The 13,499-nt window shown below is 36.2% G+C and carries 13 protein-coding genes; 3 read left to right on the top strand and 10 right to left on the bottom strand.

Annotated features, from left to right (window positions below):
- Nucleotides 1–67: 67 nt before the first annotated feature.
- Genes IPJ80_02955 through IPJ80_02915 form a run of 9 tightly spaced genes read right to left on the bottom strand, consistent with a single transcriptional unit; the run spans nucleotide 68 to nucleotide 9,429 of the window.
- Nucleotides 68–1,696, bottom strand: a complete 1,629-nt coding sequence (locus IPJ80_02955; protein ID MBK7912441.1) for a protein BatD — start codon at nucleotides 1,694–1,696, stop codon at nucleotides 68–70.
- A complete protein-coding gene (locus IPJ80_02950; protein MBK7912440.1) occupies nucleotides 1,696–2,169 on the bottom strand; it encodes a BatD family protein in 474 nt (157 codons plus the stop codon). Before IPJ80_02950 ends, IPJ80_02955 begins: the two co-directional genes overlap by 1 nt.
- Before the next feature lie 19 nt (nucleotides 2,170–2,188).
- Nucleotides 2,189–2,932, bottom strand: coding sequence for a tetratricopeptide repeat protein (locus IPJ80_02945; protein MBK7912439.1), 744 nt, complete (start codon nucleotides 2,930–2,932; stop codon nucleotides 2,189–2,191).
- On the bottom strand, nucleotides 2,925–3,920 hold the full coding sequence (locus IPJ80_02940) for a VWA domain-containing protein (GenBank protein MBK7912438.1): 996 nt from the start codon (nucleotides 3,918–3,920) through the stop codon (nucleotides 2,925–2,927). The genes IPJ80_02945 and IPJ80_02940 overlap by 8 nt, the downstream gene beginning before the upstream one ends.
- On the bottom strand, nucleotides 3,913–4,932 hold the full coding sequence (locus IPJ80_02935; protein ID MBK7912437.1) for a VWA domain-containing protein: 1,020 nt from the start codon (nucleotides 4,930–4,932) through the stop codon (nucleotides 3,913–3,915). Before IPJ80_02935 ends, IPJ80_02940 begins: the two co-directional genes overlap by 8 nt.
- Nucleotides 4,929–6,239: a hypothetical protein gene (locus IPJ80_02930; GenBank protein MBK7912436.1), complete on the bottom strand. Its 1,311-nt coding sequence runs from the start codon at nucleotides 6,237–6,239 to the stop codon at nucleotides 4,929–4,931. Before IPJ80_02930 ends, IPJ80_02935 begins: the two co-directional genes overlap by 4 nt.
- A 1-nt stretch (nucleotide 6,240) precedes the next feature.
- Complete coding sequence (locus IPJ80_02925; GenBank protein MBK7912435.1) at nucleotides 6,241–7,107, bottom strand: DUF58 domain-containing protein; 867 nt, start codon at nucleotides 7,105–7,107, stop codon at nucleotides 6,241–6,243.
- Nucleotide 7,108: 1 nt separating this feature from the next.
- Nucleotides 7,109–8,431, bottom strand: a complete 1,323-nt coding sequence (locus tag IPJ80_02920) for a hypothetical protein (protein ID MBK7912434.1) — start codon at nucleotides 8,429–8,431, stop codon at nucleotides 7,109–7,111.
- On the bottom strand, nucleotides 8,431–9,429 hold the full coding sequence (locus IPJ80_02915; protein ID MBK7912433.1) for an AAA family ATPase: 999 nt from the start codon (nucleotides 9,427–9,429) through the stop codon (nucleotides 8,431–8,433). Before IPJ80_02915 ends, IPJ80_02920 begins: the two co-directional genes overlap by 1 nt.
- Before the next feature lie 108 nt (nucleotides 9,430–9,537).
- Here IPJ80_02915 and IPJ80_02910 point away from each other — a divergent pair, with 108 nt between their 5' ends.
- On the top strand, nucleotides 9,538–10,224 hold the full coding sequence (locus IPJ80_02910) for a hypothetical protein (protein MBK7912432.1): 687 nt from the start codon (nucleotides 9,538–9,540) through the stop codon (nucleotides 10,222–10,224).
- A gap of 151 nt (nucleotides 10,225–10,375) precedes the next feature.
- On the opposite strand, the gene IPJ80_02905 is transcribed toward IPJ80_02910, so the two are convergent.
- The gene (locus IPJ80_02905) at nucleotides 10,376–11,386 is read right to left on the bottom strand and encodes a DUF3078 domain-containing protein (protein MBK7912431.1); all 1,011 of its coding nucleotides are present in this window, start codon (nucleotides 11,384–11,386) and stop codon (nucleotides 10,376–10,378) included.
- Between the two features lie 169 nt (nucleotides 11,387–11,555).
- Between IPJ80_02905 and IPJ80_02900 the strand changes: the two genes are divergently transcribed.
- Entirely contained in the window at nucleotides 11,556–12,965 is a 1,410-nt protein-coding gene (locus tag IPJ80_02900; GenBank protein ID MBK7912430.1) for a M28 family peptidase, read from the top strand.
- Nucleotides 12,958–13,497 carry a hypoxanthine phosphoribosyltransferase gene (locus IPJ80_02895; protein ID MBK7912429.1) on the top strand — a complete coding sequence of 180 codons (540 nt, stop codon included), beginning with the start codon at nucleotides 12,958–12,960 and terminating at the stop codon, nucleotides 13,495–13,497. The genes IPJ80_02900 and IPJ80_02895 overlap by 8 nt, the downstream gene beginning before the upstream one ends.
- The last annotated feature ends 2 nt before the right edge of the window (nucleotides 13,498–13,499 follow it).

The raw sequence follows: 13,499 nt of genomic DNA, 5'->3' as shown, positions 1-13,499 counted from the left end.
AAATTAATCCGCAAAGATAAAATTTTAAACCAAATCATTGAGAATTTCGTATTTAATCCCTTGTAATTTAGATGGATAGCTCATCCAGCCGCGAGATACGTGTTTGCAAATCCTTGAGTTTGGTTACATCCTGGATTCCACTGTATTTCATCGCTTCTAAGTATTGAATCAGGTCTAAATAGGATATTGATTTTGGATCGTCCTTATTGATACTATTTAAATACATTTTAACCTCAGTCAGGGATTTAAAACGGGGATCCTTTTTAAATACCTTGTTAATCTTTTGCAGAAGTTGTAATTCTAAACCATCTAAATTTAATTCTCCCAAATCGGAAGTTTGAAATTCAAATGGAAAGGTATTAAGTTGCTTCTTTTTCAATCTGGTATTTCTAATTAGCCCGATACACAACAAAGCAATTGGAAAAAGACTAAGCAGCCATATTTTGGGATCCTTGAATAAATAATCATGCCCGGTAATAAGATTTGGATGTTCGATAATCGGATCCAATACCTCATCCGGTGCATTGTTTTTTAGAGTTTCGTGGCCGGGACTTATCTGGAGTACAAAACTGTCTTGTAAGTGAATGTATTTTTTTAATTCGGTATTAAAGTAAACAAAGCCCGGTGCCAATATAAATTGTCCGGATTTTTTTGGCAATAAGAGGAAATCAAATTTTCGGGTATTTGTTAAACGGGGTTCATCAGTAACTTTAATGATATCTCCACTTTTAGAATCTGTAATTTCAAAGCTGGAGTCCAATTTAATAAAATCAGGATTCAAAGTATTAAAGTTGGCATCTCCCTGAAGTTGAAGTCCTAAATGAATGGCATCGTTTAATGAATACGATTTGTTTAACGGACTAAATTGAATGGACATAGATCCCACAGCACCGCTAAAATTTTCAGGAATGGGTTGAGGTAATTCTTTTATCAGAATTTCCAAATCATTTGTGGAAACATTGACAACTTCAGAACGAAACATAGATGTCATTCCAAATCCAAAAGGATCGCGTTCCCCTTTTACAAATCGATACACCGAAGGATCAATATGGATCCGACCGCTTTTGACAGGAAACAAAATAGTTTTAGAAAGAATTTTTGTTGTGTATTCCTTTCCATTATAAATTTCACGCAATGTAGGATTGTTCAACATATTGACAGCCTGGTCCTGAAATGCATCCAAATTAGGATGTGTTCCCATTTCCATATTGTCAATATTAACCTGGGTATATAATTTATAGGTCAAGCAAATTTGTTCTCCAAGATAGGCTTCTGTCTTATCCAACATAGCTCTTACAATTATTTCAGCGCCATTGCTCGCATTGGCTTGCGCCTTGACAACCTTTATCGTTATTGGCTTGCTATAGAGGACCTTTCCATTAACTAATATATTGGCAGGTTTAATTGTAAAGCTTCCAACTTGATTACAAGCAAGTGTATATACATATCCTATAGAGGAAGTCATGGCTCCATTGATAATGCTGGTTTGCATCGAACGGGCCGGACCTGCAATCACCTGAAATGGACTAAAATCGGGTGCATTAAAATTAGAACCTTGTGCATTACTGAGTTTAAAACTCAACTGAAAACTACTATTTTGTAAAACGCTTTGAGCATCCGTGATGACTTCAAAGCTTACTTGCCCAAACAGAAGTAAGCTAAAACATACAAATATAATAGTCAGATGTTTTTTCATCAGAGTTTGGTAACTTTTCTTTTTTTCTTAGGTTCTGTTGATGGTACCGACTCTTCAGGTATAATGCGTTCTTCTTGTTTGGTTTTTGGACGCTGCCTAATGCCTTCTGGATTTTGAAACACAATAATTTTTACCGGAGGTGTTTTGTAATTTTTTTCTTCAGTTTGTAAATTTCCGGACTCAATAATAAATTCACCATCGGAAGGAGCTTCCAAATAATATGTATATGAACTGGTCTGACTAACTTGTCCATTCATAAACGAATAGCTGGATGCAGTATTGGGACCTGAAACAAGTTTCCAGCCTGAAAAATCAGGTGGTAAAAACTTGCCGGAACCATTTTTAATTTCAAATTTTACTTCCAGGTAATTTCCTAATAAAAGGGTGTCATTACTTACAGAAACATTAAATTGCAATTCCTGTGAATGCACGAGTTGAATACCACTTAATAAAATAAAAAGAATTGTTTTCATGCCAATCGAAATTTAAAGTTTACCAATCTTTAACACGTTTACGAGATTTACTTTGCATTTTTTGAATTCGTTCCCTTATTTTTTTATCCTGATCATCTACCATTCGCAATAATTGTTCAGCCTGATCTTTACTCATTTCTTTTGGTTCTTCACCGCTGGACGGATCCTGCTCTTCAGGTTTTTCATTCTTGTTTGAAGCTTGTTCATTTTTCGAATCTTTTTGTTCCTGCTTTTTAGCTTGATCTTGCTTTTGTTGTTCTTGTTTATCTTTTTGCTCCTGATTTTCTTGCTGCTGCTGTTGTTGCTGTTGCTGTTGCTGTTGCTGTTGCTGTTGTTGAATTTGCAATTGTTTCTTAGCCAGCACCAGATTATTTTTTGCTTCCAAGTCATTTGGATTTCGCTTCAGGGATTCTTTGTAGGCTTCAATGCTTTTATCGTATTGTTTTTGATTAAAATATGAATTTCCTAAATTGTAATAAGCTTTTGATTTGATAGCTTCTGAATTTGATGATCTTAAACTTTTTTCATAATAATCAGCAGCTTCCTTTGTCCGACCTTGATTGTATAAACTGTTTCCAATATTGTATTGATACTTAAATTCTGGTTGAAGCTCATTGGCTTTTCTGTAGGATTCTTCGGCTTCGGTAAAAGCAGAATCTCTGAAAAATTTATCTCCTTTTAATGCATAGATTTTAGGATCCTGTGCAAAGAGCACGATTTGAATGCTGACAAAAATGAAAATATGAACTATGTTTTTAAACATTTTTCCTCCTGATTGTGAGCGTTTCAATAATTAATACAGCCAGTGCCAAAAACAAGATGTATTGAAAATAGGATTGATAGGTACTAAAAGACTGATAGGTTAATTCTTTTTTAGCTAATTGAGCAAAGCGATTTTTTAATTGATCAAATCCATATTCACTGTTTTCTAATTCCAACAATTCACCTTGTCCTGCTGTTGCAATTTCTTCCAGCAGTTTTCGATTGGGCTTCGTAATAATAAGTTGACCTGATTCGTCCGTACGGTAATTTTCTCCCGTGCTTCCAAATACAGGCATAGGGCCACCTTGTTCCGTACCTACTGGAATGGTGATGATACTAATTCCTTTTTGTGCAGCTTTTTTGGCCGATTCGATTGCCTCGCCTTCATGATCTTCTCCATCTGTAAGGATGATGAGGATTCGATGAAAACCTTGTTCCTCGCCAAATGATTTTATAGCGAGTTCAATGGCATCAGCAATAGCAGTTCCCTGTGTTCCAATATTTTTGGGACCTGCCATTGAGCTCATTAATTGTATGGTAGCCAAATCGGTTGTAAGAGGTGAGTTTAAATAAGCACTGCCGGCAAATGAAATAAATCCAATGCGCTCACTTTTAAAACGATCCAAAAATTGTTTAATCCATACTTGAGCTCGTGCCAATCGATCTGGTTTTATATCCGAGCACATCATACTGGTTGAAACATCCAAAGCCAGAAATACATCTACATTTTGTGATTTTACTTTTTCTTTTTTCTTTCCAAATTGCGGATTGGTCAAACTAATTGCTGAAAATAAAATTACTAAATTAAACAGGATAAATTTTCGTTTGAACAGCTTGCCAGAACTTAATATAGATTGTTTCAAAGTTTCTGCAAATCCGAGCTTACTCCAGGAATTTTCAAGATTTTTCTTGTAGTTAAGGAATAGAAAATAGAAGACCGGTATTGCCAGCAGCAGTAACAAATAATATCCTGATTCTAATCTAAACATATTCAGACAGAATTTTCAGTTTAGTAAATTTTAAGAGCCACTCTAAGCATAAGATTATCAAACCAGCTAATAAGAAAAATCGAAATTCTTCTTCATATCGTTTAACATATCGCACTTCTATTTTTGTTTTTTCAAGCCGATCAATTTCTGTATAAATTTCTTTTAATTTTTCAACGTTAACCGCCCGGTAATATTTGCCCCCTGTTGCAGTTGAAATTTGATGGAGCAAGCCCTCGTCTATGGTCACAGGAGCCATTCCAAATACATATTCTCCATGTTGGCTTCGACCAATTGGGGAATACGCTTCTCCGATAGTCCCCACTCCAATAGAATAAATTTTTATTTGATAGGTCTTTGCAAGCTCTGCTGCTAATTGAGGTGAAATTTCACCTGCATTGTTTACGCCATCGGTTAGTAATATAATTATTTTACTTTTAGCTGAATCTTCTTTCAAGCGATTAATAGCTGAAGCCAATCCCATCCCGATTGCTGTACCATCTTCCAGAAATCCGCATTTGAGTTCAGCTAATAATCCATTTAAGGCTTCGTGATCCGTTGTTAAAGGGCATTGTGTAAAGCCTTCTCCGGAAAATGCGGTTAAGCCGATTCGATCGTAGGGTCTTTTTGAAATAAAATCCATCGCTACGAGCTTACTGACTTCTAAACGATTGGGATCAAAATCCTGACTTAACATACTGGAGGATAAATCCATGGCAAGAAAAATCGCAATGCCTTCCGCATTAATTTTTTCTTCTTTTAACACCCAGCGAGGTCTGGCTAAAGCCAAAATAAATAAGGCGATGGCCAACAGTCGAAAGTAGTTTAATAACTGGTAGTATTTAATCTTCCAATTGTTTTGTCTTTTGATTCGATTCAGACTAGGGTATTGTAAAGCATTGGTAGTTCGTTCAGATTTTTGAAATAAAAAATACCAGATCCATGGCAAGGCCAGCAACAACAACAACATCCATGGGGATTCCCATTCTAACCGATCCAAGCCAATCCAACTCATTTAACTTCTTTAATTAAAATAAGTTTGTTATTTGGTGAAAGGGCGAAAATGCCTCTTGAAAAAATGGCTTCTTTTTTCCAAATACCCATTAAAATTAAAAAGGGTAAGAATAAACTTATAAATGGCAAGACAAAAACTAATAACAGAATCTGTATGATTCTGGAATTTGAAATATTTAAAAGACTGTGATGCCATCGATTAAAAATTCCCGATTCTCTTAAATGTAATTTCAGCCAATCTTCAGGAATTTGAAAGGAGTGTTTTATTAAAAGAGTTTGAATTAATTCCAGTTTACCCGTTCGCACAGAGCTGTATGATTGGATTAAAGCATCCGGAACATTTTCATAGGGGTATTCAAATTGAGAAGCTTCACGTTCACCCATGAGTGCAATCCAATGAATTCGCTTTTCTTCTAATATGCGTTCTGACAATTCCTTGCTGTTTCTAATAAATGTAAATGCAAATTCCATCCAATGTTCATTTGCAGTAAAATCAGGCATTGCATTAGCAAACTTCACATAATCGCTTTGTACAAAGCATTTTTTTAATTCATCTTTTTGATCTAAAACCAATCCGGAAGTTGAAATAGAATCAATAATTTCAGAAGAAGTGGATTCTAAAGCAGGCAATTTAAGTCCATTGGCTAGGTAATTTCTTAATATATGATTTAATTCGTCATAATATTCCTTAACTTTATTTTGTTGCCACAACTTTTGTTCCTTCAATTGATATAAAGCATCCAATGATTTTTCCCAGGCCTTCTTTTCAGGCATCAGTTGAAAATTTATGGGCTTCATGCGATCTGCTCTGAAAAAATGCCAAAGCACAAACAGCATTCCAATTAAAATCAATGAACCAAACACAATTAAATACAACAGTCGATTGGGATTGTCTGTTTGCTCAATATCTTTAATTGGACGAAGCACTGCCAGGCTGTCGGATGGGTTATTAACATACAGATACAATGGATTTCCAGCATATCCACTGCTGTCTGGAATTCCTGGTCCAAATAATACAGGAATGCGATAATAGCCACTATCAAAAACAGTGAATAAAATGCGGCGTTCGAAAACTTTGTCTTTTTGTTGCCAACTTCCTTTGTCTAATATTTGAAACCAAGATAAGGTATCTAAAATTTCAAAGGCTTTATCACCTAAAGTAGCTTGATCTGTCAACAAACTAAGATGCTGTTGGTCTCCTATAAGCATGGCCGTTGAATCAAGCTTTTGCTGAAATACACTTTGAGCTTGTACATAGGATTGCAGGCAAAGCAATAAACACCATCCGATCCAATTGCTAAATTTCAAATCAACTTCTTTTTTTGAAAAAATTTAAAAGTGTTTTTATATAGGAATCTTGAATGTCCAAAGCTAAAAAATCGGCATTTGCCCGATTAAACATTTGTTTGGTTTTTAACGATTGAAGTTTTTGTTCTTCTTCAAATGTTTTGAGCCAGTTTTTATCTGAAGTGTCTATCAGGATTTCATCACCGGATTCTGCATCTTTTAATTGAATTAAGCCAATGTCTGACCATTTTTTTTCCAAGGGATCCAAAATTTGTAATCCGATGACATCGTGCCTACGGGATACAATTTTTAAACTGGCCTCATGTACGGGATCATGAAAGTCAGAAATTAAAAAGCAAATATTTTTTTTAGTCTGAACACGATTTAAATATTGCAAGGGAATATCAAATCGGGTTTTACCTGAATCCGGTCGCAACACCAACAGTTCACGGATCATTCGAAGAATATGTTGTTTCCCTTTTTTAGGAGGAACGTATAGATGAATTTTATCACTGAATAAAATCATTCCAACTTTATCATGATTTTGAGTTGCTGAAAATGCCAGCACCGCGCTGATTTCAGTCATCCATTGCATCTTGGTTTGATCCAATGATCCAAATAAAGTCGAACGACTGATATCAACCAAAAGCATCAGGGTCAATTCACGTTCTTCTTCAAAAACTTTAATTTGTGTTTGTCCGGATCGTGCAGTAACATTCCAATCGATGTGACGGATGTCATCACCAAACTGATATTCACGTACTTCAGAAAAGGACATGCCTCGTCCTTTAAAAGTACTGTGATAAGCACCGGAGAACAAGTGATGACTTAGTCCTTTGGTTTTTATTTCTATTTGTCTGACTTTTTTAAGAATGTCCTGCGTCTCCATATCAATACAACTTTCTTAAAGGGCCTGTTTTTCGGATGTGCTCTTGCAACAACGCATAGGGCACTATTATTTTCCGGATTCCATAGATTGAATTCCATTCGGAGGTAAAACAAAATCCTTCAGGTCGCAAGGTCCAGGGACTAAAAAATTCCTGGTCCATATACATTTTAAATCGTCCTGAAGAATTGATGGACATCATTTCTTTCTTTTTCCAGCTGATGTATTCTGCAAAATAAGCTTTGTAATCAAAGTCTTTGTCAAATAATTCTTCAATACTAACGATCCGATTGAGTTTCCGGTCAAAATTGAAAGACAAACTTCGTTCAGCATCAGTCCAGGGTTCTGTAAATCTAAAAATTCCACAAACCCAATCCGAACTGATCCAATCAATATCCATGGATGCGTTGGCAGATTTTAATCCCCGGATGGGACCGCTTTGATAAAACGAAACCACTTGTTCTGTCCATTTTTGAATAAAATCATCGAGCCAGTTATCAAATTCCCGATCATTAATCTGGATATATTCTGCATGCAATCGAATTCCCGGATAACTTTGATTTTTACACTTGAAGTGAAATTTAGATTCTGCATTCCAAATTTCAGTAAGTTTGTATTTGTCTTTAAAGTTCTCATCAACCTGAATTTGATTTGGATTCAGGATACTTGTTTGCAATTCTTTATAGCGTTCTCCATAATAATCATGTACAGTCAATACCATTTTTTCACAGACAATATCATCGCAGGTTCCTGCAATTAAATAGCCACTCAATTTATCAGGCAAACTGATGCTTCCTAAAATCCGTTGATCATTTTCTTTTTTCAGCTGCACAAAAATGGGATTGCGGTCCATAATGCCATGATAGGATTGATACCATACTTCAGAAGGACAGTCAAAAATTTTAAATCCTTCACGACTCATTTTTTTAAATTCTATGTATTTTCCTTTTTCTTTATTGCGATCCAGTATTTGGAGAAGAATTCCGTTGGGCATGACTGTTCCTAACAGAAATCCAACATGATCCAGGGTACTGTCAATCAATACCAATTTAATGTTTTCAAAATGATACGCTCCTTCTGCTGTCCAGTGAATATTTGTTTGAAGGTTTTGCAGGATGGCACGGTATTCATGACCATTATGACCTAAACTAAAAATGTAAGCTTCTCCCTGATTTGAAATTCCTGAATATTGTTGAACCCATATCCCCTGATGATTTTGGCCAAACAAATCCATCAGTTCCTGAATTTTTAATGAATAACTGACCGTTTGAGTGAAACTCACACAAATCGTAAAGAGAGAAAATAATATGCAGAGTAATTTATGCATTAAGGAACTTCTACCTTGGATAAAATGCGTGAAATAATTTCATCTTGATTGATATTTTCAGCTTCCGCTTCATAACTTAATCCGATCCGATGTCTTAAAATATCACGACATACATTTTGAATGTCGTCTGGAATTACAAATCCCCGATGTTGCATAAATGCGTGTGCTTTGCTGGCGAGTGCCATAAATATACTCGCACGTGGAGATGCACCATATTGAATCCATTGGGTAATTTCTTTCAATTTAAATTGTTCAGGCCTTCTGGTCGCAAAGACAAGATTGATAATATATTTTTCGATACGTTCATCCATATAAATTTTTGAAACCGCGGTCCGTGCTTTCAAAATATCGTTTGGATGGATGATGGGTTCAATTTTTTCATCAATCTGTTTGCTGAGATTGCGACGCATAATTTCCCGTTCTTCATCTTGGGTTGGATAATCAATGAGCACTTTCATCATAAAACGATCGGTTTGAGCTTCCGGTAAGGGGTAGGTTCCTTCTTGTTCGATTGGATTTTGGGTGGCCAGGACCAAAAAGGGTTCTTCCAGCTTAAAACTTTCTTTTCCAATAGTAACCTGCTTTTCTTGCATGGCCTCCAACAGAGCGGATTGCACTTTGGCTGGAGCCCGATTGATCTCATCTGCTAAAATAAAATTGGCAAAAATGGGACCTTTTCTGACAGAGAAATTTTGATTCGCCGGATTATAGATCAATGTACCAATGATGTCGGCAGGTAACAAATCCGGAGTAAATTGAATTCTATTAAAACTTGCGTCAATAGATTGTGCCAAAGTTTTGATAGCCAATGTTTTAGCTAATCCGGGCAAACCTTCTAACAGAATGTGACCGTTGGTAAGTAAACCAAGAATCATTCGGTCAACCATATGTTTTTGACCAACCACAATGCGCTTTTGTTGCTCAATGAGTTTATCCAAAAAGGCACTTTCAATACCAATCTGTTGATTGAGGGATTCAATATCAAGATATTGCGACATAAGTAAAAAATATAAAATTAAAGACTATGAATTGTTGATTTTTGCGTTCTTAATAGTATAGAATGCAAAAGCATTGCTAAAAACGTAAAAAACAGAGAAACTGATTATATGAAATGGGGCTTTTATTATTTAATTAACATATTAGGATTGGTATCGATATGTGCACAGGACAAAGGGATGATACACAGGGATGGTTCCAGCATCCTGCAGTTAAAAAATTCAACACTTTTGGTTTGTCTGGAATCCAATCAAAACAAGCTACTCCACTATGAAAAAGCAGCAAACGCGTCCGATTGCAATGCCAAATGTAAACAAAAAATAGCCGAAACCATTTCAGAAATAAAATTAGGCCGGGATCAGTTTAATAAAGCATTTATTAAAGCCTTTAAAAACTATTATCGATTTAATCCGTATGTCTTTTGTTATGACAAAGATTTAGCGGATTTGAAAAAAAATCGTTTTCAGGGAAATTATTTTCTGAATGATTCATTGATTCTGGAAAGTCAGCAAAAAATCAATCCGGACAGTTTATTTATTTTGATTAAAACCACCAGCCCAAATGGTGGATCCGAAGTTTGGATGTTTCAAACTTCGGATGGGGTATTATTGGAGCATGGGTTTCCATTCATCAATGAAAATAATTTCAAATCAAATTTAACCCGGATAGCATCATCCGACCACATTCAAAAAAATGTAAGAAATTGGTTGCGGCGCCTTAATAAAGATTTGTTTAAGTTTTATAACAAAATTCAAATGAAGAATGCAGAAGCAGCTTTTGAACTTGAAAGAATGTAAATTGAGCTAAGAAGCTAAGAAGCTAATAAGCTAATAAGCTATCAAGCTATCAAGCTAATAAGCTATCAAGCTAATAAGCTATCAAGCTAATAAGTTAACAAGCTAATAAGCTAACAAGCTAAACAGCTTAACAGCTAAACAGCTACTTACTTTAAAAATTTCTCGTATATCCAATCAACAGTTGTTCAATAAAATTTACCCGTTTTCCAACGCCTTTGAAGCCGCCGACTGCGTTGGAATCGCTGATGTTGTTTCGTTTGTCATCGTCGTAATAGAGGTCTCCGCGTAGGCTTAGGTTGAGTCCTTTGAATAATTCAATGCCGAGGCTATTAGTCCAGACCACATCGATGTTTTGTGGTTTATCCAAATAATCTGAAAATAAAGAAAGCTCTGTGTTGAAATTTAATTTTTCAAAATAGGTATTGCTGTATCCACCTTTAGCCAAGGCACCCAAAGCAAATTTGGATGTTTCATATTCATTGGTACTGCCTTCCTTCAATTTGGTTCCATGAATACCAAGATTGGCAATGTTTTGATCACTGACTAATAGAATTTGTCCGGCAACAGGAGAAAGAAAAGCATAATATTTTTTTCCATGCGTGTATTTTACACCGGGTGCCAGAGTTATTAAGGCAGGAGAAAATAACTTGGAAACTAAATTCGTGTTGTATGGATTCACATGCAATTCTTTTAAATAAATTTTACTGCTTGCAGAGTCTTGATGTGAAGAAAGTACCTGGGTACGCAAGCCTAGATCAAAAGAATAGGCCCAGGGTGAAGCCTCACGGACTTGATAGGCAAAATTGCTATTGAATGTTAAAAGATCCAGTGCTTTTTCAAAGGGCAATTTATCATCAGAACCTGCAGCAATGGTTCCCGATCCGATGCGTTGGGTCGATAAGCTAAACAGCAGGTCATTCGACCAACTGAATTTTGATTTTTTATATTGAAATTTATAGTTCACAGCACCACCCAATCCCAATCTGTTCGAACCAGATCCTACGTATGGGTTGATGTTGAGTAATTGACCCAGGTCCAATCCAATACCAGCTTTTTGATTCCAACCATCTGCAACTTCCATTTTCATGGATTCTTGCATTTTTTCCATTCGCTTTTTTTCCTGTTCGGCATTTTGTTCGCCAATTTGGGCATAGGAGGTCATTAGACTTGAAAAAACGAGCATAAAGATCCTAACTAAAATAGGTGCATTGAATTTCATAAGATTTTGATTCGATTTGATGACTAAATGAATGAATGTAAACGGATTCTTGTAATTTTGGAACAATTTAGCAATTTGTAAACCTCTCCATTAATTAAAAAACAAAGAAACCATGCTTCGGTTTAATTTTAAAAGTGCTGTTTGTTTAGTGTTCATTTTTAATTCTGTGATTTGCTTGACTGTTAAAGCGCAAAATAATAGAGAAGATTCTTTATTCATCAAAAAAATTTATAATCAGGCACTTGAGGAGCAGATAGCTTATAAATGGTTGTATTATTTATCGGAAACGATTGGACACCGGATTGCAGGATCACCTCAAAATATGGCAGCCATTGAATTTACAAATCAAATTTTAGACAGCATCGGTTGTACTAAAGTTTGGAAGCAGCCTTGTACTATTAATTATTGGTACCGGGGCGCGCCGGAAGTCGTAGAAGTTATTAATCACCCTTTGGTGGGAACCAAAAAAATACATGCTTTGGCTTTGGGTAATTCTGCAGGAACGCCTGAAGTTGGGATATCGGGAGATGTCGTTGAGGTAAAAACCATTGAAGAAGTAAAAAAATTAGGAGAGGCTCTAAAAGGTAAAATAGTGTTTTTCAACCGCGCATTTCACGATGCCGATTTTCATACATTTACCAGTTATGGTTCCTGTGTAGATCAACGGGTATTCGGACCCAATGCGGTTGCTAAATTTGGTGCAAAAGCGTGTTTGGTTCGATCCATGACCGGTCGCAGAGATGACGTTCCTCATACGGGAACCAGTATTTTTGATGAAGGCGTGGAGGCGATTCCTTCATTAGCTATTTCAACGAGAGATGCAGATTTATTGAGTCAATGGCTGGCTGTAAGTCCAACTCAAATTTATATCAAAACGAATTGTGAGCAAAGAGGCCCAAAACAGAGCTACAGTGTGATTGGTGAAATTAAAGGGAGTGTAAAACCAGAGGAAATTATTGTAGTTGGAGGTCATTTGGATTCCTGGGATGTCGGAGGTGGAGCCCATGATGACGGAGCCGGCTGTGTTCATTCGATGGAAGTGCTTCATTTATTTAGAAAATTAGGATACCAACCCAAACGAACTATACGCTGTGTATTATTTCAGAATGAAGAAAATGGCTTGGCTGGAGCGCGAACCTATGCACAAGTTTCAAACGAAAACAAAGAGTTTCATTTAGCAGCAATTGAGTCTGATGCTGGCGGATTTACGCCGCATGGATTTAGTTATGATGCAGATTCTGCTGTCATGGTTAAATATGAAAAAACCTTAATGAAGTGGAAGGATCTATTGTCAATATTCGAACTCAAACTTCAAAGAGGTGGTTCCGGAGCCGATGTTGGCCAATTAAAAAGTCAAAAAGGATTGTTACTTGGCTTAAAACCGGACTCTCAGCGCTATTTTGATTACCACCATACAGAAATTGATCGAATCGAAGCAGTACATCCCCGTGAATTGGCTTTAGGTTCAGCTGCCATGGCCAGTTTGGTTTATTTGATGGATAAATACGGACTGGGTGATTGAAATTCAATTAGTTGATAAAACATTTCAACTCTTTATACCCAACTCCAGCATCCTTGACAAAATTGAAGAGTTAGCTCAACAAATCAACAAAGCCTATTCCGGACAGCAACTTGAAATTCTTGTGTTATTGGACGGAGCTAAAATGTTTGCCGATGCCATTATGCCACGGTTTGAATTTAACTACAATGCACATTATCAGCAAGTTAAGTCGTATCAAGGCATGCATTCAGTTGGAGCAATTCAGTTTGACAGGCAATTATTAAACCAGTTTAGAGGCAAAAATTTGCTTATATTAGAAGATATTGTTGATACTGGAAATACCTTAAAGCAGCTCTCTGAAGTGCTATTGGCTCAAAATTTGGAACAGCTGGCGATCGCTACATTATTGTACAAACCCCTTCAATTGAAGCATCCAATCCCTCTAAATTTCATCGGATTTGAGATTGGACCTGAGTTTGTAGTCGGTTTTGGAATGGATTACAATGAGTGCGGAAGGGAATTAAAAGATATTTATCATTTAAAAAGCCAATAAAG

Source organism: Saprospiraceae bacterium (genome assembly GCA_016714025.1).
Taxonomy (GTDB): Bacteria; Bacteroidota; Bacteroidia; order Chitinophagales; family Saprospiraceae; genus Vicinibacter.
Note: the sequence above shows the minus strand (reverse complement) of the source record. Positions and strands in the feature narration are given on the sequence as shown.